13 protein-coding genes are annotated in these 23,860 nt (G+C 61.4%); 10 read left to right on the top strand and 3 right to left on the bottom strand.

Going from position 1 to position 23,860, the window contains the following annotated elements; genetic code table 11:
* Position 1 precedes the first annotated feature (1 nt).
* From IPK17_RS05590 to IPK17_RS05580, 3 genes are all read right to left on the bottom strand, one after another.
* A complete protein-coding gene (locus IPK17_RS05590; RefSeq protein ID WP_343416691.1) occupies positions 2 to 979 on the bottom strand; it encodes an alpha-ketoacid dehydrogenase subunit beta in 978 nt (325 codons plus the stop codon).
* A 6-nt stretch (positions 980 to 985) separates the two neighbouring features.
* On the bottom strand, positions 986 to 1,975 hold the full coding sequence (locus IPK17_RS05585) for a thiamine pyrophosphate-dependent enzyme (RefSeq protein WP_343416690.1): 990 nt from the start codon (positions 1,973 to 1,975) through the stop codon (positions 986 to 988).
* A gap of 448 nt (positions 1,976 to 2,423) precedes the next feature.
* Positions 2,424 to 2,915: a peptidylprolyl isomerase gene (locus IPK17_RS05580; RefSeq protein ID WP_343416689.1), complete on the bottom strand. Its 492-nt coding sequence runs from the start codon at positions 2,913 to 2,915 to the stop codon at positions 2,424 to 2,426.
* 157 nt (positions 2,916 to 3,072) lie between these two features.
* On the opposite strand from IPK17_RS05580, the gene IPK17_RS05575 reads away from it, so the two are divergent.
* The 10 genes from IPK17_RS05575 (at position 3,073) to thrC (ending at position 23,854) form a co-directional block, all read left to right on the top strand.
* Positions 3,073 to 3,468, top strand: coding sequence for a response regulator (locus IPK17_RS05575; protein ID WP_343416688.1), 396 nt, complete (start codon positions 3,073 to 3,075; stop codon positions 3,466 to 3,468).
* Positions 3,446 to 3,883 (top strand): response regulator, encoded by a 438-nt coding sequence (locus tag IPK17_RS05570; RefSeq protein ID WP_343416687.1) that lies wholly within the window; start codon positions 3,446 to 3,448, stop codon positions 3,881 to 3,883. Before IPK17_RS05575 ends, IPK17_RS05570 begins: the two co-directional genes overlap by 23 nt.
* On the top strand, positions 3,874 to 6,120 hold the full coding sequence (locus IPK17_RS05565; RefSeq protein ID WP_343416686.1) for a GAF domain-containing protein: 2,247 nt from the start codon (positions 3,874 to 3,876) through the stop codon (positions 6,118 to 6,120). The genes IPK17_RS05570 and IPK17_RS05565 overlap by 10 nt, the downstream gene beginning before the upstream one ends.
* Positions 6,121 to 6,124: 4 nt before the next feature.
* On the top strand, positions 6,125 to 7,831 hold the full coding sequence (locus tag IPK17_RS05560; protein ID WP_343416685.1) for a GAF domain-containing protein: 1,707 nt from the start codon (positions 6,125 to 6,127) through the stop codon (positions 7,829 to 7,831).
* A gap of 3 nt (positions 7,832 to 7,834) precedes the next feature.
* Positions 7,835 to 9,424: a GAF domain-containing protein gene (locus IPK17_RS05555; RefSeq protein ID WP_343416684.1), complete on the top strand. Its 1,590-nt coding sequence runs from the start codon at positions 7,835 to 7,837 to the stop codon at positions 9,422 to 9,424.
* Positions 9,421 to 11,100, top strand: a complete 1,680-nt coding sequence (locus IPK17_RS05550) for a GAF domain-containing protein (protein WP_343416683.1) — start codon at positions 9,421 to 9,423, stop codon at positions 11,098 to 11,100. Before IPK17_RS05555 ends, IPK17_RS05550 begins: the two co-directional genes overlap by 4 nt.
* The gene (locus IPK17_RS05545) at positions 11,097 to 13,082 is read left to right on the top strand and encodes a GAF domain-containing protein (protein ID WP_343416682.1); all 1,986 of its coding nucleotides are present in this window, start codon (positions 11,097 to 11,099) and stop codon (positions 13,080 to 13,082) included. The genes IPK17_RS05550 and IPK17_RS05545 overlap by 4 nt, the downstream gene beginning before the upstream one ends.
* Positions 13,060 to 13,350, top strand: a complete 291-nt coding sequence (locus IPK17_RS05540) for a hypothetical protein (RefSeq protein WP_343416681.1) — start codon at positions 13,060 to 13,062, stop codon at positions 13,348 to 13,350. Before IPK17_RS05545 ends, IPK17_RS05540 begins: the two co-directional genes overlap by 23 nt.
* Before the next feature lie 38 nt (positions 13,351 to 13,388).
* Positions 13,389 to 22,106, top strand: coding sequence for a GAF domain-containing protein (locus IPK17_RS05535; RefSeq protein ID WP_343416680.1), 8,718 nt, complete (start codon positions 13,389 to 13,391; stop codon positions 22,104 to 22,106).
* A 74-nt stretch (positions 22,107 to 22,180) separates the two neighbouring features.
* Positions 22,181 to 23,854 (top strand): threonine synthase, encoded by a 1,674-nt coding sequence (gene thrC / locus IPK17_RS05530; protein ID WP_343416679.1) that lies wholly within the window; start codon positions 22,181 to 22,183, stop codon positions 23,852 to 23,854.
* The last annotated feature ends 6 nt before the right edge of the window (positions 23,855 to 23,860 follow it).

The raw sequence follows: 23,860 nt of genomic DNA, 5'->3' as shown, positions 1-23,860 counted from the left end.
TTTACAGCACCCTTTTCACAGCATCCACGACTTTTTGAGCGTTGGGCAGCGCCATCAGCTCGATTTCGGCGGCATACGGCAGCGGAACATCCATCGCGCTCACCCGCTGGATCGGCGCGTCCATGTAATCGAACGCGGCCTCCTGTAACTGCGCGGCGATTTCACTGCCGAAGCTGAAGTGCGGCAGCGACTCTTCGACGACGACGCAGCGATTGGTCTTCTTGAAGCTCTCGAACACCGGCTCCAGATCGAGCGGGCGCAGCCAGCGCAGGTCGACGACTTCGGCTTCGATGCCTTCCTTCGCCAGCATATCCGCCGCTTGCAGCGACCATTCGACGCCGCGCGCGTAGGTCACCAGCGTCACATCTTTGCCGTGGCGCTTGACATCGCTCTTGCCGATAGGGAGTACATACTCTTCTTCCGGCACGGGCGACGGCTTGGGATACAGCGCAATCGACTCGGTGAACAGCACCGGGTTGTCGTCACGGATCGCCGCTTTGAGCATGCCCTTCGCGTCGTAGGCGTTGGCCGGGCACGCGACATACAGGCCGGGGAAGTGCGCGAAAATCGGTTCCGGGGTGTGCGAGTGCGTGGCAGTGGCCTGATTACCCCAGCCGGACGCGCAGCGGATCACCATCGGGCACTTGAACTGCCCGTTGAACATGTAATGCACTTTCGCGCCGTGATTGATGATGGCGTCGATAGCGAGGAAGGCGAAGTTGATCGTCATGATCTCCGCGACTGGACGCAGACCAGCCATCGCCGCGCCGACCGCCGCCCCGGCGATCACCATCTCGCTGATCGGGGTATCACGGACGCGCTTGGGGCCGAATTCTTCGAGAAAACCACGGGTGACGCGGTGCGTACCCTGCCATGCGCCCACTTCCTCGCCCATGACGAAGACAGATTCATCGCGGAGCATCTCTTCGCGCAAGGCCGCGCGCAGCGCCTCGCGCATGGGCATATTCTTCTCAGCCATGCTTCCTCACACGTAAATGTTGTTGATCAGGTCGTTGTAATCGGGGACGGGGCTGTTGTCAGCAAATTCGACGCTTTCCTGCACCACCTGATCCGCCTTGGCGTCCAGTTCGTCCAGCTTCTTCTCAATGTTCTTGAAGTTGCTCGTGAGGTGGCGGCGCGCAATCGTGATGGGGTCTTTCTCGTTCCACGCTTGCAGTTCCAGCTTCATGTCTTCGCGTTCGGCGTACTGCTTATCGGAGACGCCGTGACCCTTGTAGCGGTAAGTCAGCGATTCCATGAGGATCGGCTTGCTGGTTTTGCGCACATAGTCGACGGCTTCGCTCACCGCTTCGTAGACGGCGACGACGTCCTGACCATCGACACGCGGGCCTTCCTTCATGCCGTAGGAAATCGCGCGCTTGACCAGTTCCGGTTGACCGCTGGAGTCTTCAATGCGCGTGCCCATGCCGACGAAGTTGTTCTCGATCAACCACACAACCGGCAGATCCCACACGGCGCTCAGGTTGAGCGATTCGTGGAAGTAACCGTTATTGGTCGCGCCGTCGCCCATGAAGCACATGACGACGTTCTGGGTTTCGTTGTACTTTTCTTTGAGGGCGATGCCCGCCGCGAGCGGCAGATGCCCGGCGACGATGGCGTAGCCGCCCCAGAAGTTGTGCGGACGGCTGCCGATGTGCATCGACCCACCCTTGCCGCCGCTCGTCCCGGTGCGCTTGCCCATCATTTCCGCCATGATCGGCTTGGCGTCGACGCCGCGCGCCAGTGCCAGCCCATGATCGCGATACGCGGTGATGACGTGATCGTCTTTGCCCAGCGTCGCCAGTGCGCCAACGCCCGTCGCTTCGTGTCCGCTGTACAAGTGTAGATACACGCCGGTGATGCGCTTCTGGTGATACAGTTCGTCGCACTTATTCTCGAATTTGCGGATGAGGACGATCTGGTAGTACCAGTCCAACAGCCGCTCTTTATCTATCGCCAACGTCTGAGTTGTCAACGCCGGACTCCTCTCATCTCGTTTTAGGAGGATATGACCATGTTTACTGACTAGAATGCTGGGAAGTGTAGCGCATGGGGGGTGGGAAATCAATCGGCATGGACTCCGCTCATGGGGGATTAACCCGCTTGTGCGGTGCAGTCAAGGCCGGAATTGTCGGGGCGAGGGATTGAGTGCAGTGTGCAGACTATCGTGAAGTCTTGGTTTGTTGGCCTCACCCTGCCCTTCTCCGAACGGGGTGAGGCTGGAGGGTGTTTAAAAAGCCGCCCGCGGGTCGCTGTCAGTGATAGCCATCAACGGACGCGCTTTATCGCGCCCTACGAACACGAATCCGGCTTGCCGAGCAATGTTGGCTCCCCTCTCTGAATTCGGTTGAGGGGTTGGGGTGAGGTTGACAGCGGCGGGCTGCCAGCAGCCCGCCGCTGTCCGGGACAACTCATGATGCGCGTTACGCCTCGCTGATCGTCACGCTGATCATCTGATCGCCCTGCGCGATCTTGTTGACAATCGCCTGACCTTCGGCGCTCGTCACCTGACCGAAAACGGCGTGCTTGCCGTCGAGGTGCGGCTGCGGCGCGTGGGTGATGAAGAACTGCGAGCCGTTGGTGTTCACGCCCGCGTTCGCCATGCTCAGCGAGCCGGTGCCATGCTTGATGCGCAGCGCCGACTGCTCGTCGTTCCACTTATAGCCGGGGCCACCACGGCCCGTGCCCGACGGATCGCCACCCTGAATCATGAAGTTCGCGATCACGCGGTGGAAGCTGATGCCATCGTAAAAGCCTTCCCGCGCCAGAAATACGAAATTATTCACGGTGATCGGCGCTTCTTTGGCAAACAACTTAACGTCAAAATCGCCTTTGGTGGTGTGAAAGTGCGCGGTGTACTGCTTGTTCGGATCGATCCCCAGTGCGGGGGCTTGGCTGTACTGTTTGGAAGCCATTGCATTTCCTTTGCTACTTGATCAGGGCAAGGTAGTATATCGTATTATTCATAGATTGATCTCCGGTTCACGCAAAGTCTTTAGCAATCTACTTAAATCAAGTGGGTTATAATCCGAATTGCAGGGAAGCCAACATAAATTTTAGAGAGACAGTCCCATGCCGCGTGTGCTCTATATCGAAGACAATCCAGATAATCGTATGCTCGTGAGGCGCATCTTGATGGCGTCCGACTACGATTTTGTCGTTCAGGAAGCTGATGGTGCTCGCAAAGGGATTGAAATGGCGCAGGCTCAGCCCCCGGACATCATCTTGATGGATCTCAGCATGCCTGAGATGGATGGGCTGACGGCGACCCAGCATATTCGCCAAATTCCGGAACTCTGCCGAATTCCCATTGTCGCGCTCACCGCGAATGCCATGGACAAAGACCGCGACCGCAGTTTAAGTGCTGGCTGTGACGGTTACATTCGCAAACCGGTCGACGTTGATAAGTTGCCAGACGAAGTAATGTTCTACATCAGGAGTAAAGATGACCGACGCGCCCAGCATTAAACCGAGTCCCATTGAACCGAGCGAAGCGCATGTACTCGTGGTCGAAGACAACGTCCCGAACTTTGTCCTCATCGCGCGTATGCTGGCATTTATGGGCGTGCAGCGCTGCGAATGGAAGACGTCGGGGTGGCAGGTCGTGCAGTTTGCCGACACCCTGCCACGCGTCGATCTTATTCTGATGGACATCCGTTTGCCCTACGAAGACGGGTATCAGGCGCTGCAAAAACTGCGCGCCAACCCCCGCCTGAAAGATACCTGTGTATGCGCCGTAACCGCGGAAGCCAGCGAAGACCAAATGCGGCGAGCCAAGAAGGCGGGCTTTAACGGCTTCCTCGGCAAGCCGCTCGACCCGGACCGCTTCCCCGCGCAAATCCGCCGACTGTTGAGGGGCGAAGAAGTATGGGAATGGAAATAGAAGATTCGAACATCGTTCGCATCGAGACGCTCAAAATTGCCGAAGCGCAGTATCAGGCTTCGGGCACGATCTACGGGTCAACCGATCCGGTCGAAATTCTCAATGCGCTGGTCAGCTTCACTGGGATTCCCTTCGCCAATGTCCATCTCGGCTTGATTGACGAGGAAAACGATCCGAATACCATCAATATCCTCGCCACCGGGGATGCGACCGGCTTTCGCGCCGCGCGTGTACCGGCCCGCTTACAGGACTACCCGGCTTACGAAGCACTGGCCGCCGTCGAAGTTCTGAATATTGAAGATGTCACGACCGACCCCTTTCTGACCGACGCCGAACGCGAGAGCCTGATCGACCAGAAGGTCGCCGCCATGCTGGTGATTCCGTTGGCAGTGAACCAGCGCCTGACCGGGTTGATCGTCTTTTCGTATACCGAACAGGTGCATTTCTCGTCGACGCTGCTGCGCGCTGTGCGTTCGCTTGCCGACCAGATCGCGGTGGTGTTCGAAAACCAGTCACTGCTGCGCCGCACCGCCGCCTCGCTCGACGAAGTCGGGATGCTGTACGAGATCAACCGCGCCATGCTGAGCGCGCTCGACCCGCTGGATGTGCTGCGGATCGTCCGCACCTACACCGCCAGCCCGAACAGCGCAATCATCCATGTGGGCGTGGAGCATGTGCCCGACAGCAGCGCCGAAAACATCACCATTCGGCACATCCTGACGGCCAGCGAAGATCAGGCGCTTGACCGCCCGCTCGTCGGGCTGAACCGCACCACCGAACTCTTCGACCGCTACGAAACGACGACTGTTGAATTCTTCGAGAAGCTCGTCGGCAAACCGCCGTCCGCGCTGACGCTGATCAGCGAGGGGTATCCGGCGCAGTCGGCGGCCATGATCGTCGTCCGCGAATACGGCATTGTCGAAGACATCATCGTCGTGACCTACCCTGATGAACCAACGATTCTCCCACGCCGCCGCCGTCTCTTCGAAGCGCTCTCGGATCAAATCACGATTGTGTTCCAGAACCAACGCCTGCTGCGCGATGCCCAGAAGAACGCACTCCAGTTGTCGCGGCAGGTGCGCCTGCTGCAGACGATCAACCAGTTGTCGAGCGGCTTGAGCATGTACCGCAGCGAAAAAGAGCTGTTCGACTACGCGACGCAGTACCTGGTCGCGGCGATGGGCATTGATCACGTCGGCGTGCTCATGTTCGACCGCAGCCTGGAAACCGGGACGCTCATCAGCGAATACCCGGCACAGGTCACCATCGGCACGAAGATGGAAATCGATCAGTCGATCGATCTGCTGCGGCAGCATCCCGACCGCCCGGTCTTGATCCAGAGCGTGGAAAAGACGGATCTGCTCCCCAATAGTTCGAAGCAGGTGCTGCTGAAACTTGGCGTCTATTCGATGATGATCCTCCCCATCATCATCGAAGGAAAGTTGATCGGTTCCATCGGTTTCGACATTTACGAGCGCGGGCGCTTCTTCCAACCGGATATGATTGACATCGGTCAGACGATGGTCGCGCAGCTTTCCATCGCCCTGCAAAACATTCGTCTGTACAGCGATGCGCAGCGCCGCGCTGAACAACTCCAGCAGATCGCCAACTTCGGCCAGCTCGTGCAAGGCACGCTCAACCTGCCCGATATTCTCGCCGCGCTGCTCGGTGAAATTCGCCAGACGATCACCGCCGACCGGGTGAGCGTGGCGCTCCTCGACGACCGCACGGATCAACTGCGCGTGGTCGCCCAATACGATGAAGAACGTACCTATATCGATGTTGAGAACGGGCCGTTCATCTCGACTTCCGGCACGCTGATCGGTCAGGTGTGGGAGTCGGGGGAAATGCTCGTCATCAACGATACGCAGACGAGTTCTGGCATCCGCCGCGCGCAGGATTTGAGCGTGCGGTCGCTGATGATCGCGCCCGTCCGCTCGCGTGGACGCATGATCGGCGCGGTGAACATCGGCGCGGTCGACGCGTATGCTTACGCCGACGAAGACAAGGCCATCTTCCGCCAAATGCTCACGCAGCTCGTCGCTTCCATTGAAAACAGTCTCGCGTTTGCGGCCAGCCAACGCATTGCCAAGAACGAAGCGCTGATCAATGACATCTCCATTCAGATGCAGATGACCAACGAAATTCAGGGCATGATGACCGCGGCGGTCAGCGAGTTGGGCCGAGCACTGGGCGCGCGGCGCGCCCGCGTCCGCTTACATGTGAGCGAGGGCTAACCAAATGCTGCACGTGCTGCGCACCCCCTTAAGTACTGAACGTTATAAAACTGTTGCGGACAAAGCCCGCGCCCGCGCCATCATGGGGCTGACCGTCGGCTTGGTCGTGATCTATTCACTGTTTCTGATCGTCGGGCGCTCCGGCGCGCTGGCCTTCAGCGACATGCAGGGCATCGACCAGCGGCTCGACCTGTACGTCCCGCTGGCGTTGATCGCGATGTACGGCGGCGCGCTCGCGACCGTCATCATCACCCGGTTGGGCAAGCGAACCGCCAGCGCCTATATGATGCTGGCGTCGTTCTATGCGGCTTCGATCGTCATCTCGATCCCGAATGGGTTGATCTACGCGCCAATGGGTGCGCCGCTGCTGGTCATGATCATGATCGGCGGCTTTCTGCTCGGCGAACGCGGCATCGGCCTGACGACTGGCCTCTCCACGCTGATCGTCGCCGGGGCGATGCTCCAGCGCCAGAATATCCCCAACGCACCGGATAACGCGCCGTTCGCCTTCATCCTGTTCACCGTGTTGTTCGTGCTCACGGGCTTGATCCTGCAGTTGTTCCTGCGCCTGCAGGAAATCGGGCTGGATGAAAAGGTCGGCAAGGCGGCGCGCGGTCGGCAGGAACTCGCCACCCTCACCACGCAGCTTGCCCAACGGATTTCGCGCCACTTCATTCTGTCCGAACTACTCGACAGCACCGTCGAAGACATCCGCAAGACCTACCCGGACATTTACCACGTGCAAATCTTCCTGACCGACGAGGAAGCGAATGAAGCCCGCCTCGTCGCCAGCACGGGCGAAGTCGGCAAGATGCTGCTGCGCCGTAAGCACAGCCTGCCCATCGGCAGCCGCAGCGTCATCGGTCAGGTGACCGCGACCAGCACGGCGGTGATCGCCGCCGCGGCAGGTACCGAGACCGTGCACCGCCGCAACGAGTATCTGCCGGACACCGCCGCGGAAGCCGCGTTCCCGCTCCGCCTCGGCAATGCGCTGATCGGCGCGCTCGACCTGCAGAGTAAGCAGGTCGATGCGTTTTCTGACCCCGACGGTCTGTCGATCTTCCAGTCGCTGGCCGACAGCATCGCCATCGCCGTAGATAACGCGCGCCTGTTCGAACAGACGGAAAGCCGCGTGCAGGAAAATCAACGTCTGCTCGACCAGATGCGCACCACCATGCGCGAAGTCGAGCGCCTCAACCTCGAACTGACCGGGCGCTCGTGGCAGACCTTCCTGTCGTATAAAGGCGACGAACTCGGCGTCACCGTGGATCTCGACAACAACATTGTGCGGCAAAGCGCGGAAATCACGCCGACGCTCAGTACGGCGATGCGCGACGGCCGCACGGTACAAGCGCAAGCCAGTGATCTGCAAGTCATCAGCACGCCGCTGCGCGTGCGCGGTCAGGTGATCGGCGCGATGGAGTTTGAAGTCGGCGCGGATGAATTCACGCCCGAAGACATTGAACTGGTGAACGGTGTGGCCGAACGTTTCAGCCTCGCGCTGGAAAGTGCCCGCATCTATGAAGAAAGCCGCCGGGTGGCGCAGCGTGAATCCACGCTCAACCAGATCGGCAGTCGTCTGCAAACGACCAATACGGTCGACACGCTGCTGGCGGAAACCGCGCGCGGCCTGCAAGCCTCGCTCGGCGCGACTCGCGTCGCCATCCGGCTCGGCGCGCCGCCTAAGTCCAATGGGGTAGAGGAACACTAAGCTATGCTCAAGCTGTCATCACCTCAACTGCTGCGCTTACGTCAGCAGTACCTCAACCTGCTGGCGATCATCATGCTGCTGTCGAATGTGGCCGGTCTGCTGCTGATCGCCATTAACAACAGCCAGATCGGAACCAGTGAACCCTCCGGCTTGATCGCCGTGTTCATTTCGATGGGTATGTCGCTGGTCTGGCTGTGGCTGCTGCGCGGCAACCGTGTCGAAATCGCTGCGTTCGGTCTGCTGCTGACGCTGCTCGGCGGTTACCTCGCGTTGACCTATGACGTGGTGCCGATTGCCGGAACGCTCATCCTCATCACGGCGGCGCTGTTCCTGCGGCGACCGCTGTTCTTCACCGTCGTCGCGCTGATCTTCCTGCGTTTGCTGTTTGACCTGAACGCAGCGCTGGCCGCGCCCGGGGGCGACATCCCCCTGGTTACGGTGCTGCTCCAGATCATGACCTTCGCCATCATCGCCGCCGTCGCGCGCACCATCACCAATTCGCTGTTGAGCAGCGCGGAAAGCGCGAACCGCATCGCCGTCGCCATTTCGACGGCGACGAACACCGGGCGCTTGATCGGGCAGTACAACGACGCGCAGGACATGATGAATTTCGCCATCAACACTATCCGCGAGAAATACGGCTTCTATCACGTGCAGGTCTTTCTGCTCAACGAAAGCGGCGACCAAGCGGAACTGCGCGCCAGCACGGGCGATGTCGGCTATCAACTGCTCTCCCGCCGCCACCAATTGACGGTTGGTTCGCAAAGCGTGGTCGGTCAAGCGGTGCTGCGCGGTGTGCCCGTGCTCGTCGCGAACACCGAAGACGAAGTCGTGTTCTTCCGCAATGAACTGCTGCCCAACACGCACGCCGAATTCACCATCCCCCTGAAAGACCGGAGTAAAGTGATCGGCGCGCTGGATATTCAGAGCACCGTCCCCTTCAGCTTCACCGATGTTGATCGGCAGGCGCTGGAAGTGATCGCCGAAGCGCTCTCGACCAGCCTGCGCGACCGGCGGCTCGGCGCGGAACAGTCGGTGTTGAGCGCGGAAAATCAACGCCTCGCTAAAGAAGTGACCACGCTCCAGCGCGACAACGACCGCCTGAACCGCGAAGTGACACAGGGGCAGTGGAGCGAGTATCTCACCGAACATACTGAACTCACCGGGATCACGCTGCAAGGCGACGAAATGGTTCCGGAAGCGCAGTGGACGCCCAACCTGGCTCAAGCGCGCCGAGGGGGTGCAGCCGTCACCACCAGCGACGTGATCGCCGTGCCGGTGGTGCTGCGTGGTGAAGTGATCGGCGCGATTGAAGTCGACCCCGGGCGCGCGACGCCGACCGAAACGGTCGAAATTGCGCAGGCGGTAGCGCAGCGTTTAGCCGTCAGCCTTGAAAGCGCGCGTTTGTACGAAGAAACCCGCCAATCGGCGTATCAGGAGCAGCAGATCAATGAAATTGCCGCGCGCTTCGGCACGACGGGCACGATTGACGAACTGCTGCGCATCGCGCTGGTTGAAGTGGGCGCAACGCTGGGCGCGAAGGGCGGCGCAATTCGCCTCGGACGCGTGCAGAACGGAGCTGTCGAATCATGATCGCTGCTATCAATCGTTACCTCAACGTCCGTTACCGCTACGAGAACCCCATTGTCCAGCAGCGCGCGTTGAATCTGCTGCGTATGAGCGCGGCGCTGATCTTTGTCGACGGCCTCTACATCATTATTGTTTTGCTGCTTGCTCTGTTCAATCGGCAGGCGCTGGCGGGACAAACCATCGTCGATCCGCTCAATGTGGGGATCGTCGTCCTGAGCGTTGTCGTCTACCTGCTCATTCAACGCGGACGGCTGCAGTCGGCCATTCACCTGTTCGTCACGAGTTTGGCCTTGGTGATCGTGCCCGCGCTGGCCACGATTCCCAGCGCGGTGATCTACGTGACCACGCCGATCGTCATGTTAGCCGCCGGGTTGCTGTTGGGGCGGCGGGGCTTCGTCGCGACGCTGGTCGTCATCACGATTGGGCTCCTCGTCCGCTACGCCAATCTGAGCCAGGTCACGGACGCGCAGCGTTACATCCCCGCTCAGGAAATCAGCTACGAACTGCTGATTGTCGGCATGAGCTACACCATCATGAATCTGTTCGTCTTCTCGTTCAGCGGTGTCGCCGAACGCGTCGCCGCCGAAGCTTCGCGCGAGGTCGAGCAGTTGAACACCGTCAGCCACTTCGCCAGCGGGTTAGGCGCGGTGCTCACCGACACGGCGATTTATACGCGCCTGCTGGAGATCACGCAGAACAACCTCGGCTACGAGGTCGCGCAGATTTATCTGCCGGATGAATCGGGCAGCTTTGCGCGCCAACTGCGTTTGAGCTTCGGCGCCGCGCCGCGTAAAGTCGTTTTGACGGAAAGCGACCTCTCTGTGCTGACCGAAGCGATCCGCACACGGCAGCCCGTGGTCGTCAACAGCAGTGACACCAGCTTCCGCGCGCTGCACCTGATCCCGCCCGCGCGCCAGAGCTGCACGCTCGTGATCATCGAACAGGATACGGTCGTCGCGCTGCTGGACATCCAGACGAGCCGCCCGCGTCCGTTCTCGCGCAATGAACTGCTCGTGCTGCGCAGTCTGGTGGATCAGGCGTCGCGCGAACTCGACTACAGCTCGACCATCCGCGACCTGCAAACCACCGTGCGCGATCAGGACGGCGTGATCAACCGCTTCACCCGCCAACTCAACGAAATTCAGGGGCGCGGTCGCCAAGCCAGCATGTCCGGTTGGGATACGCTCTTTAACGCCCGCATGACTGAAGCGTTCGGCTTTGATCTCGTCGGCGAAGGCGGCAAGCTCACGCCGATCCGCTCGGACGCGCTGCCGGATGCCATCCGCGAAACGCTGCTGCGCGGCGATGTCCATATCCAGCAGACGGGGGGCGATCAAGTGGTCACCGTGCCGATTGTCTTCCGTGATGTAGTGCTCGGCGCGATGTCGTTCAATGTGCCGCGGGAACGCCCGGTCACCGACCGCCAGATCGAACTCATCCGCACGGTCGCCGACCGCTTAAGCGTCGCGCTGGAAAACAATCGTCTGCTCGAACAAACGCAAGCGCAAGCTCGCCGTGAACGTCAGGCGAGCGAGATCGGCAGCGTGCTGCTTTCGGCCACCAACGTCGAAAGCGTGCTCAGCCTCGCCGCCGATAATTTCCACGAAGCCCTCGGGGCGATCCATACCCGCGTCTACTTGCAGCCCGGAACCTTGATTAAGAGCGGAGACGCAAATTGAACACGCGCGGCAATCGTTTATCTTTCAATACCTTCCCGATCTGGGTCAAGCTGCTCATCGGGTTCACCTTTGCGCTGCTCGTGCTGGCCGCGCCGGGGTTCGTGTGGTTACGCGGCGGCATTGACGAGATCGCCATGCAGGGCGCGCGCACGTACTTGTACAACGTGGGTACCGAACAAAAGCAGGAGATCGAAAGCGCGCTGTTGAGCGCCCGCGTGCAGTTGTCCAACTTCCTCGCGATCGAAGCGAACCAGGAGACCATCATCGGGCTGCTGCTGCAGGATCGCAACGTCGGTGGCTCGACGAACCCGTTCAATGTGGAAGAGAACGATGTCGTCAATCTGTTCCGCGACAGCCTGATCAACGTCGGTTCCAGCCTGTTCGAAGGGGCGCGCGTGCTCACACGGACGGGGCAAGTGGTGGCGCAGATTTCGACCACGTCAACTTTCATCACCCAGGTTGATGAGTCGAATGCGCCCGCCTACCGCGCCGCGACCGCGGCTCTGCTGCAAGGTCAGACACAGGCGCTCGCCGTATCGGCGGCCAGCGGCGGCATCATCGAACTGGCGCAGGTGATCAACTGGCGCGATGGCAACCCGATTGGCTTCCTGATTGTCCGCCTGAGCAATACGCGCGGTCTGTACACCTATCTGCGCCTCGCCGACGCCAACAACCCGTATCAGGCATACAGCTTCCTCACGACCGCCAATAACGTCGTGATCGCGCCGCCCAATGCGCTGACCGCGGCCCTCGACCTCAGCCAGTCGGTCGCAGTCGACCAAGGGCTGGCGGGCAATACGGGCGTGGAAACCTACGTGGTGACGCAGGGCGATGCCTCTGCCGAATATATCGGCTACTTCACGCCGCTGCGCGAAACGCCGTTTGCGCTGGTCGTGCAAACGCCCACGCAGAACGCCTATAACTACGCGCTCGGCTACTTCACCATTCGCGGCTTTGTCGTCGTGATCGGCATGGCCGTGTTGATCGGCGTGATGGTGGCGGTCTTCAACAACCTGATCGTGCCGCCGCTCAACCGCCTGCGCCGCGCGACCCAAGCGATGCGCGATGGCGATTTCACCGTGGATGTAGCCGACGTGCAGCGCGGCGATGAGATCGGCGCGCTCGCCGTCTCGTTCGTCACCATGCGCGACCAAGTGCGCGGCTTAATCGACGACCTCGAAGAACGCGTCGAGAAACGCTCGCGCGATATCGCCGCGACACAGGAAATCAGCCGTTTCGCCGTGAGTCAGCGTGACCTCGGCCTGCTGCTCAACCGCGTCGTCGATTTGATCGTCGAACGCTTCCCGAACATCTACCACGCGCAGATCTTTCTGGTCGACAGCGCGACGGAATGGGCGGTCTTACGCGCCAGCACGGGCGAACCCGGTCGGCAGCTGCTCGCCCGTGGTCACCGCCTCGGCGTCGGCAGCGTGAGCGTCATCGGTCAGGTGACGCAGCAGGGGCGTCTGGTGGTCGCGCGTGATACGGCGGTCAGTCAGGTGCACCGCCGCAACGAATTCCTGCCGGATACCCGCGCGGAACTCGCGATTCCGCTGCGCATCGGCGACGATGTGATCGGCGCGCTGGACGTGCAAAGCCGTCTGCGCGACGCCTTCGCCGAAGATGAAGTCGCGATCCTCTCGACAATGGCGGATCAGATCGCGGTGGCAATTCAGAACGCGCGTCTGTACGAAGAATCGACGCGCCGCGTGGCGGAAGTCGAAGACATCAACCGCAAGGCGACGCTGCGCGCGTGGCAGGACTACATGCGCGACCAACGCACGCAAACGCTGGTCGAAGAAGCTGGTTCGCCGACGGATCTCGACATGTCGCCGCTGCGCCAGCAGGCCCATGCGCACCGGGGAAGTCGCGCTCGGGCAGTTGACAGCGCGCAACACCGTCCCCATCGCCGTGCCCATTCGACTGCGCGGGCAAACGCTCGGCTCCGTGGAGTGGGAAGTGCCCGCCGCCAGCTTTGGTGAAGATCGACTGGAACTGGCGAAAGAATTGGCCAACCGGCTCGCGCTCAGTCTCGACAATGCACGTCTGTTCCAGGAAAGCCAGCGCGCGACGGAACGCGAACGTTTGGTGAACAACATCGCCGCCAAGCTGACGACCCAGAACAACATCAACGATATTTTGCAGACGGCTGTCCGCGAAGTTGGGCAGGCGCTCCGCGCACCGCAAGTCAGCATTAGTTTGCGCCGCCCGAACGGCGTACACGAAAATGGGAACGGGAGTTCATCCTAATGGCTGCTGCACAAACCAGACGATCAACCCCCAGATCAATGCACAATCGTGTGATGCGCTTGCTCATCCCCCTGGTGATGGGCATCTCGGTCGTGGTCGGCGTTGTGATGTTCTTCGTGCTGCGGTCGGCGGACAGCGAAGTCCAGTTTGCCGAGCACCGCATCGAACGCGAAACAGCGGCGGCGGCGCTCAACGCGCAGATCGAGCACATCGTCAACGAGGTGCGCATCGCCGGGACCAGCCGCACGGTGCGCAGCTTCGCCCGTGAGACGCTCGTGGCGACCGCCAGCAGTTCGCTGGAAACCAGCCAGACGGCGCTCCTCGGCGAGCTGACGGGCATTCTGAGCAATCAGAGCGACATCTTCATGGCGGCGCGCTATGTGACCTTCAACGGATCGGTCTGGTCAGAAGTCACTAAATACGACAACCTCGCGCCGCTGGCTGATAACAGTGTGCGGCTGAACGCCCTCGCGGATGAAACCACCATCGTGCAGGCGCTGCTCTCCGAACCCGGCAGCGTGATTGCCGGGAATATCGAGTTCGCCAGCACGGAAGAGACGCTCCTCCGCGGGATACTGCTCCCGTACGTGCGCTTTTCCACGCCCGTCGTTTCCGACAACGACCTGACGAACGTGGCGGGCGTGCTCCAATTTGAAGTGCGCATCGACGGCCTGATCGATTATGCCCGCACGCTGGGCGCCGAACTCGCCACTGAAAGTGACGTGCACCATATCATCCTTGCGGACAATCTGGGGCATGTCCTCGTCGATTCGCACCATCCCGAAGTGAATTACCTCGCCGATCTCGAAATCGGCAGCAATCAGGATCTGGGCATCGTTTACCCGCAGTTTGCGGGCGCGCTCAACCCGGGCACGGAAATTCGCGACGTGGTTGATGGCGCGACGCTGTATTCGGTCGAACGCTTCCCGCTGGGCAACAGCGGCGACACCGAATGGCGCATGGTGCTGGTCGAAAGCCTCTTTGGCGCGAACGGTCTGGTCATGCCGGTTGGCGGGTTCTTCGCCAGTCTGCTGGTCGGCGTAGTTGTGCTGGCGGTCACCAATCACCTGCTGAAGAATACCTTCCAGAGCTTCCGCAGCGTGCAGATCATGGCCAAGGGGCTGGTCGGTGAAGGCAGCAAGCTCAGCCCGCTTGACGCGGAACTCGTCAGCGAGTCGGGCGATGACATCGGCGAGGTGATGCGCGCGCTCCAGTCACTCTCTGGCCAAATCGATCACTTGAGTACGGAACTCAGCGACCAACGCCTGCGTTACACCCGCAGTATGGATATCGCGGGCCGCATCAGCCGCGAAACCGCCGCTTTGTACGACATCGACACGCTGCTCAACCGCGCCATCAACCTGATCGTGTCGTCCTACGGCTTTTATCACGCGCAGGTATTCCTCGTCGACGACATCGGCCAGAACGCCATCCTGTACTACAGCTACGGCGAAGTTGGTCAGAAGCTGCTTGACCAGCGGCACAAGATTCCGATTGGCTCGGAATCGGTGATCGGTACCGTGACCAGCGGCAGCAAACCCGTGGTCATCAACGACACCAGCCGCCGCGACGAAGGCATCGCCCACCGCTACAACCCGCTGCTGCCGGAAACCCGCGCCGAAATGGCGATTCCGCTGCGCATCGGCGATCAAGTCATCGGCGCGCTGGACATCCAGAGCGATCATGTCAACGCTTTTCAGGATGACGACGTGCGGACCTTCCAGATGCTCGCCGACCAGATCGCCATCGCGATCCAGAACGTGCGTCTGCTTGTGGAGTCGGAAACGCGCGTCGAACAAATCGACACGCTCAACCGGCAGCTCACCCGCGGCGCATGGGAAGAAGCTGGTCAACGGTCGAACCTCACGGGCATTTACCGCTACGATCTGCTGACCGTCGAACGCACGGAAGATGTGCCCGCCGACGTGCCGGGGGGCGTGAGCGTGCCGATCAGCATTCGCGGCGAGACCATCGGCACGTTGGACGCTGCGATGCCGGATGGTTCGGTCTTCACCGACGGCGATCAAGCGATTATGCGCGCGGTGGCGGATCGTGTCGCTATCGCTATTGAAAACGCGCGCCTGTTCGAACAATCGCAGAGCACGCTGGCCGAAACGTACACACTGTATCAACTGAGCCGCTACCTCAACGAAGCGAACAGCCTCGAAGACATTGTGCAGGCGATCATCATCTCGGTGATGCCGGATGCCAGCAGCGGTCAGATCGGCGTGTTTGACGAGTACGCCCCCGGTCACGCGCCGGAATGGATGATCATCAGCGCAGACTGGACGGCGACCGAAAAAGAAAACCGCGAAGTCAAACTGACCGAGCTGGAACTGCACATCCCCGATCACCCGCTGTTCGCCTCGATGAACTCGACGCAGGTCACGCTCATCACCGACACAGAGCGCGATACCCGCATTGACGAGGTGACCAACGCCATCGTGCAAAGCGCGAAAGCGCGGTCGATGGTGCTCATCCCGTTCAACGTGCGTGGTGTGTGGCGCGGTCTCGTGATGATCCAGTTCCCGCAAACGCGCGAGTTCAGCGAACGTGACGGGCGTATCTACACCGCCCTGATCGACCAAGCGGGCGTCGCCATCGACAACCGTATGCTGCTCAGCCAGAACGAAGCGCAGCTCCACGAAATCGAGCGTCTGTATACGGGCAGCCGTATCATCAACATGGCGCAGAACTTCGTCGACCTCGTGCGCGCCGCCGTGAACACCGCCAACGACCCCACGCTGGACTTTGCCATCGGCGTGTTCGAAGGGGCGCTGGACACCACGGGCTGGCCGACGGCGATCCGCGTGATGGCGTCATCGCACGGCAGCGAAATCGCGACCGAAGACACCTACTACGACCTGCATATCCCCGCCGACTCGCCGCTGCGCCGCCGTGACGCGCAGATCGTGCAGGATCGCGGGCTGGTCAACGGTGACGATATGGTCAGCAGTATGCTGGCGCTGGCGCGGTCGCGCGGCTACCAGTTCACCGCCGCCTTCCCGCTCTACAGCATCAACCAGCCGATTGCGTTGTTCTTCATCCAATCGACGGAAGGCCGCGACCTGTCCAACGAAGACTTTGAAATCTACCGCGCGCTCACCGGCCAGATGAGTACGGTGCTCCAGAACCGCCGCCTGCTTGAACAGACGGAACGCGCGCTCGACGAAACCCGGCGTCTGTACGCCGCCAGCCGCGCCATCGCGACCGCTGCCGACGCGCAGAACGTATTCGCGGCGCTGGCAACGCACCTCAATATGGCCGGGTCGAATGTCGCCCGCGTGGTCGTCATGCTCGCCGGGCCGACGCAGGTCGAACACCCGGACTATGTCGAATACGCGTATGTGTGGTCGCCGACCAACGCCAGCTCGGATCTCACGGTGGGCAAGCGCATCGCGCGCTCGCTGGTCGATTTCACGGCTGTGCTGGCCGAACATGACGGCGTCGCCCGCCTCAACGATCTGCGGCGCGATCTGGCCGCGCATCCGGCGCTCATCGCCGTGCTTGAGCGCAGCGGGTCGCACAGCGCCGCCCTCACCGCGATCAGTTCACGCCAGCGCTGGTACGGCGTGATCATGGTCGAAAGCAGCACGCCCAACAGTTTCAACACCGCGTACGGCACGTTCATGCGCGTGCTCACGGATCAAGTCTCGGTCGCAGTGGAAAGCATCCAGTCGTTTGAAGAAGCGCAGACGCAGGCGCAGCGCGCGCTGGCGCTCGCGGAAGCCGGTCAGCTTACCGCGCGTATCGAAGGTGAATTCACGACGGGCTTCGGCGAAGTCTTCGCCCGGGTGGCGCAGCCCGCCAAATACGACCGCTGGCTGCTGCTCCTGCGTGCCGACCGCGGCACAGCGCTGGAAACCATCACCGACCACATGCCGTTGGTGGCTGGTCACAAGCTGGAAGTCGTCCGCGACGAATATCCGGTGATGCAGGCCTACCACACCAGCCAAACGGTCTACGTCAATAATCCGTTCACGTACCCGGCCTTCACCGATGAAGCGCATGTGGGCGTGGCGGAAGCGTTCGGCAAGCATCTGGCGACGCCCGTGCGCATCGGCACGGAGACCATCGGCGTGCTGCTGGTCGGGCGCTCGATTTACGACGCCGACCTCGATGAACGCGACGAACAGCTCGTCTCGACGCTGGCGGCGCAGGTCGCCATCACGATTGAGAACCGCCGCCTGTTCACGTCGGCGGAAGGCGAACGCGCCCGTCTGCGTACGGTCCTCGACACGCTGCCCGCCGGCGTGCTCGTGCTCGACCCGGTGACCTTCAAACCCCTCCAGTTCAATCAACAGGTCGAGCATCTGCTCAACCGCACCATCGACTTTGATACACCCTTCAGCGTGGACGAATACGGCATTCTGCAAGGCAAGTCGAACAGTCTGTATGAAACGGGCCGCCTGCCGATTTACAGCGCGGCGCACACGGGCGTCCCGGCCTTCGCCGACGACTTGAGCGTCGAACGGAGCAGCGGCGAACGCATCGACCTGCTGGTCAATGCCGCGCCCATCGTCGACGCGCAGGGCAACGTCACCGCCATCGTCACCGCCTTCCAGGACGTGTCGCCGCTGCGAAAAGCGGAAGCCGAACTGGAAGAGAACCTGCGTGAGTCGGTGTCGCAGTATGAGACTACCCGCGCGCTCGCCGAAGCCGACGACATCGAAACGGTGCTCGAAGTGGCGTTCGCGCAGTTGCTGACGACCAACCCGGAACAAGCCTACGCGCTGCTGCTGGATGATCAGGGCGATATCGAAATCTTCCGCGCCAGCGACGAAGAGCGCATTGGCGATGAGTGGACGCTGCCGCTCGACATGCTCGACGCGCGCCAACTGCTGATCGTGCCGGATGTCGCCGCGCACTTCACCGACCCGCACCGCCAGACGATCCTCAGCGCGGGAATCGGCGCGTTCGTCGCCATGCCGCTGCAAGCGCGTTCGCGGCGCAATGCACCCCTCGGATGGCTGCTGATGACCTACAGTCAGGCTAACCTGAACCTCACGGCGCAGGTGCGCTTCCTCACGACACTGAACGACGGCGCCTCGGTCGCGCTCGACAACCGCTACCTGCTCCGTGATACGGAATCGGCACTCAATGAAACGGCGGCGCTGTACGGCGCGACCACCAGCATCAGCCGGGCGCAGACTCAGGCCGACATTCTGCGCGCGTTGCAAGAATCGCTCGCTTCGCAGACCCCTGACATCTATGCAGGTTACATCTTCGAAGCGGGGACGGTCCGCGAACTGTTCAACGTGAGCCTCGACGGCCCGCCCATCCCCTTCGGGGAGCTGATCACACGGCACGGGTTGTTGGACGGCAAGACGACTTACGTCGAAGAGCTGCGCACGCGGGAAAACCCGAACGCCTTCGAACAGGAACTGCTGGCGCTCGGCAACATCCGCTCGTTCGCGCTGATCTACATGCCCGGTTCGCGCGGGTGCCTCATCACCGCCTATCACCAACCGCGTCTGTTCAGCCGCGGCGAACAGCGCTACCTGAGTGCGGTCGCGGACTCCAGCTCCATCGTCATCGCCAACACCTTGCTGCTCGACCAAATCCGGACGACGCTCGACGAAACGAGTATCCTGTACGAAGCGAGCCGCGCGCTCAGCAACGCGGGCGGCACGGATGAAATTCTCGATGTGGTTGTCGCCCACCTGACTAACCGTCCGGTGACCCAGGTCTTCCTGGCTACGCTGCTCAGCAGTGACTGGGAAAGCCCGGAAGCGCTGGCGCAGGTGGTGTCGAGCTGGCACCGCGAAGGCGAGAACGTTATCGACCTGACGGGCATCACGCTGATGGCCGAACAGTACCCCGCGTGGAAGCTGCTGGCCGCGCAGAACGTCGTCATGATCGACGATGTGGAAATCGACGAGATGCTCGACGATAACGAGCGCATCGGCGTGCAAAGCCTGGAAATGCGCTCGATCAGCATTCTGCCGCTGCGTGTGGCGGGGCGCTCCATCGGCGCAATTGTGCTCGGTTCCAGCGAGCCGTATACGCATACCGAGCGTGACCTGCGTATCTACCGCTCGTTCGCAGAACAAGCCTCGCTGCGTATGGAAGCCTCCCGTCTGCTCGGACAAACGGAACGCCGCGCGCGTCAGCTTGCCACATCCACGCAGGTCAGCCAGATCGCCAGCTCCATTCTTGACCTCAACGACCTGCTCCCCAAGATGGTGGACATCATCCGTGACTCGTTCTACTACGACCACGTGCAGGTCTTCCTCATGGATGGCGACGACGAATTCGCGGAACTCCGCGCCAGTACGGGCGAAGCCGGGCACCAACTCCTCAGCATTCGCCACAAGCTGAGCAAAGGCTCGGCCTCCGTCATCGGGCAGGTGACAGAGCGCGGTGAACCCATCGTCGCGTTGGACACCGCCGACGCGCGCGTCGTGCACCGTCCGAACCCCTACCTGCCGAATACCCGTTCCGAAATGGCCGTGCCGCTCAAACTGAAGGGGCGCGTGGTCGGCGCGCTGGACGTACAGTCCAACCAGCCGAACGCGTTCGACGACGACGACGTTACCGTGTTGACGACGCTCGCCGGGCAGATCGCGGTCGCCATCGATAACGCGCAGTTGTTCGAGGAATCCAGCCGCCGCGCGGATGAAATGGCCTTCCTCTTCGACGTGACCAGCCGCGCCGCCGCTGCCGAATCGCTGCAAGGCGCGATCCAGAACGTCGCCGACGAACTGCGCGACTCGCTGGAATCGCTCTCGGTCAGCATTTACCTGCCGCAGACCTACGTCGACGCCGACGAGAATACCTTCACCGTCCTGCAGCCAATCGCGCTCGCCGGGTCGGATCAGCCGCTCACGGAACTGTCGGAAGTGCGCCTCGACGAGTCGTTCAACCTGATCGCGAGTTCCGCCAACAACCGCCGCGCGATGATCCTCAACAACGTGGAGAACGAATCGCGCTACATTCCGGTGGTCGCCGGAGCACGGTCGGCGGTCATCGTGCCGCTGTCGTCGGGCGCGGCGCTCATCGGCTTGATCGCGATGGAGAGCGAACAGCTCAACGCCTACAACAACGACACGCTCACGCTGCTGCGTACGCTGTCCGGGACACTGTCCGCCATCATCCAGAATCGTCAACTGCTCGAACAAGTGCAAAAGACGAACGATCAGCTGCGTGAACTCGACCGCCTGAAGAGCGACTTCCTCGCGAATATGAGCCATGAGCTGCGTACCCCGCTCAACTCGATCATCGGTTTCAGCCGCGTGATCCTCAAGGGCATCGACGGGCCGCTGACCGAAATGCAGGAGCAAGACCTGAGCACGATCTACAACTCCGGTCTGCACCTGCTCAACCTGATCAACGACATCCTCGATCAGGCGAAGATCGCGGCGGGCAAGATGGACTTGCAGCTCGACTACTTCGAGATGAAGCCCGTGATCGACGGTGTGCGCTCCATCGGTATCGGTCTGGTCAAGGACAAGCCGATTGACATCGTCGTGGATCTCGCGCCCGGCCTGCAGCCCGTGTTCGGCGATGAGTTCCGCACGCGCCAGATTCTGCTCAACCTCGTCTCGAACGCGTCGAAATTCACGCGCGAAGGGGCGATCACCATCCACGTCTACCCGATGTTCGACCCGGAGACCGGACGGCAGATGGTGCGTACCGATGTGACGGATACCGGTATCGGTATTGCCGAAGCCGACATCCCGCTGCTGTTCGAAGCCTTCCGCCAGGTCGACTCGTCGCTGACGCGCACAGCCGGTGGAACGGGTCTCGGTCTGCCCATCGCCAAGTCACTGTGCGAAATGCAGGGTGGGCGAATGGAAGTGCAGTCGCGGGTGAATTACGGTTCGACCTTCAGCATCTTCATTCCCGTGGAGCCCATCGAAACGGACGAGAAGAAGAAATCCACCGACAACCTCGGCGCGGAAGCCGAACCCGAGTCGTATGTGGAGGAAGCGCCCACGCAGCCGCGCGTGACCGGGCTGCTGCCCGCCGTCGACACGAATGGCGATTACTCCGCGCGCCCGCCGATGCACATCAAGCGCCAGATCCTCATCATCGAGGATAACCCGGACATGGTCGACCAAATCCGGCGCGCGCTCGGTCGCGAAGGCTTCGACATCTACTCGGCGTCGCTGCCGCTGGAAGCCGAAGCGATGGCGGGCGGCCTGCATCCCACGCTGATCGTAATGGATGTCAACTTTGCCAACGGGCAGGGCTGGAACATCCTCGAAAAGCTCAAGAGCCGCGACGACATGTCGGATATCCCGGTGGTGGTGGTCTCGCTGAGTCAGGAAGTCGAACGCGCCCTGAACGGAGGCGTATTCCGCTTCATCAGCCGCCCGTTCATGCCGGAAGATCTGGTCGACGCCGTGCGCGCCGCCGAACAGGAAAGCCGCATCAACCGCATCCTCATCATCGACGACCAACCCGAAGCCGTGCGCCTGCTGGAACAACTGCTGGATCAGAACGGCAAGTATCGCGTGTTCAGCGCGAACACGGGGATGGACGGCATTTCGCTCGTGGCGCGCCGCCGCCCCGACCTCGTCATCCTCGACCTGCGCATGCCCGAAATGGACGGCTTCGACGTGGTGCGCGAGTTGCGCAGTAACCCGGAGACGGCTACCATTCCGATCCTGATTGTCACCGGTGAAACCCTGAATCCGCAGGAACGCGAAAGCCTCACGAACCTCAATGTGCTGTACAAGTCAGAAATCAGCACGGACAGCTACCGGCTGTTCCTGGAAGGCGTCAAGGCTTACCTTGACAGCAAGAATTGACCACCAGCAGCAGAACCTTGGTCGGGACGCCTGCAAGGGCGTCCCGCTGTTAACCCGGAAAGTGAAACAGCAATTTGCTCACTCACAAAGATACCAACCGCATTGAACTGGAATGCATCAACTGCCACACGCGCATCCCGCTGACCAAGTCGGTCGCGGGATGTCCTCAGTGTGGTGAGAATATCCTCGAAGCGCGCTACGATCTCAGCCTGATCAACGTGCAGGAATGGCTCAAGGCCATCAAGCAGCGCGGGCGCGGTCTGTGGCGTTACTTCGAGGTGCTGCCGCTCTATGACCCGGCGAACATCGTCAGTCTGGGCGAAGGGGGCACGCCGCTTGTTAAATCGCGAGCGCTCGCCTCGATGCTCGGCTTGCGCAACCTGTTCATCAAAGATGAGCGACAGGGACCGACGGCCAGCTTCAAAGATCGGCAGGCGACCGTCGCCATCTCCGCCATGAAAGAGATCGGCGTCGACTCGGTCGTGGTCGCCAGCACGGGGAACGTCGCCATTGCCTATGCCGCTTACGGCGCGCGCGCGGGGATCAAGCTGTGGGCGTTCTTCCCGAGCCTCGCCCCCGCCGAAAAGATGCGCGAAGCGGCGGTCTACGGCGCGGAGGTGATCAAGATCACCGGGACGTATGACCAGACCAAAGAGATCGCGGCGCGCTACGCCAAGCGGCAGGGCTTGTTCCTCGACCGCGGCATTAAGAGCGTGGCGGCGATCGAAGCAATGAAGACGATGGCCTACGAAATCGCCGAGCAGTTGGGCGAACAGCTCGAAGGTGGGCAGCGCTGGCGCTCCCCGGATTGGTTCATTCAGGGCGTGAGCGGCGGTATGGGACCAATCGGCGTGGGCAAGGGCTTCCGTGAGATGATCGATTTCGGCTTGGTCGACAAAATGCCCGCGATGGGCATGGTGCAGTCGACGGGCTGTGCGCCGATGGTCGAGGCGTTCAACCGCGGGCAGCGCATCGCCACCCCGGTCGAAGACCCGCAGACGATCATCTCCACGCTGGCGACGGGCAACCCCGGTCGCGCCTACGAACTGCTCTACGATTACGTCGCGAAATACGGCGGGCATTTCACGTCGGCCAGCGATGAAGAAGCCTTCCATGCGACGCGGTTAGTCGCGCGCAACGATGGCTTGTCAGTCGAACCCGCGACGGCGGTCGCCTTCGCCGGGCTGTTCAAGATGGTGCGCGAGGGCGTGATCAAGCCGGACGATGTGGTCGTCGTCAACTGTTCCGGGCATACTATGCCGGTCGAAACGCAGATTCTCGGCGACCAGTGGCAGCGTTCGGTCGATGTGTCGGAACGCGCGCACACGCCGCTCCCGCCGCAGGAAGGGCTCGCGTCGGCGATGGAGCAGATCGACGCGCAGGTGCGCCGCGTCGTTGTGATCGAGGATACGCCGGACGCTGCCCGCCTGATTCGCCGCGTGCTGCAGGCGAAGGGCGCGGAAGTGCATCTCGCGCATGATGGCGCGACGGGCTTGCAGATTGTGCGCCAGATGCGGCCTGATCTGGTCATCACCGATTTGATGATGCCGAATGTCGACGGGTTTGAGGTGATCGATACCTTGAAGGCTGATCCGGATCTCCAGCACATTCCCGTCGTCGTGATCACGGCGAAGGAACTAACCGCCAAAGAGCGGGCGCGGCTGAATTCGCAGGTGGATCTGCTGTTGCAAAAAGGCTCGACCATCGACGAAGATGTGATCGAGAATCTTGTGGACAAGCTCAACTGAGGCGGG

The sequence above is a fragment of the Candidatus Flexifilum breve genome, assembly GCF_016713355.1.
The sequence above is the reverse complement of the archived record's forward strand: the minus strand, read 5'-3'. Positions and strand labels throughout refer to the sequence as shown.

What these genes read in the sequence shown, in the direction of transcription:
- IPK17_RS05590 (WP_343416691.1), bottom strand. Translation starts at nt 979, where the DNA reads ATGGCTGAGAAGAATATGCCCATGCGCGAGGCGCTGCGCGCGGCCTTG.
- IPK17_RS05580 (WP_343416689.1), bottom strand. Translation starts at nt 2,915, where the DNA reads ATGGCTTCCAAACAGTACAGCCAAGCCCCCGCACTGGGGATCGATCCG.
- IPK17_RS05575 (WP_343416688.1), top strand. Translation starts at nt 3,073, where the DNA reads ATGCCGCGTGTGCTCTATATCGAAGACAATCCAGATAATCGTATGCTC.
- IPK17_RS05570 (WP_343416687.1), top strand. Translation starts at nt 3,446, where the DNA reads ATGACCGACGCGCCCAGCATTAAACCGAGTCCCATTGAACCGAGCGAA.
- IPK17_RS05565 (WP_343416686.1), top strand. Translation starts at nt 3,874, where the DNA reads ATGGAAATAGAAGATTCGAACATCGTTCGCATCGAGACGCTCAAAATT.
- IPK17_RS05560 (WP_343416685.1), top strand. Translation starts at nt 6,125, where the DNA reads ATGCTGCACGTGCTGCGCACCCCCTTAAGTACTGAACGTTATAAAACT.
- IPK17_RS05555 (WP_343416684.1), top strand. Translation starts at nt 7,835, where the DNA reads ATGCTCAAGCTGTCATCACCTCAACTGCTGCGCTTACGTCAGCAGTAC.
- IPK17_RS05550 (WP_343416683.1), top strand. Translation starts at nt 9,421, where the DNA reads ATGATCGCTGCTATCAATCGTTACCTCAACGTCCGTTACCGCTACGAG.
- IPK17_RS05535 (WP_343416680.1), top strand. Translation starts at nt 13,389, where the DNA reads ATGCACAATCGTGTGATGCGCTTGCTCATCCCCCTGGTGATGGGCATC.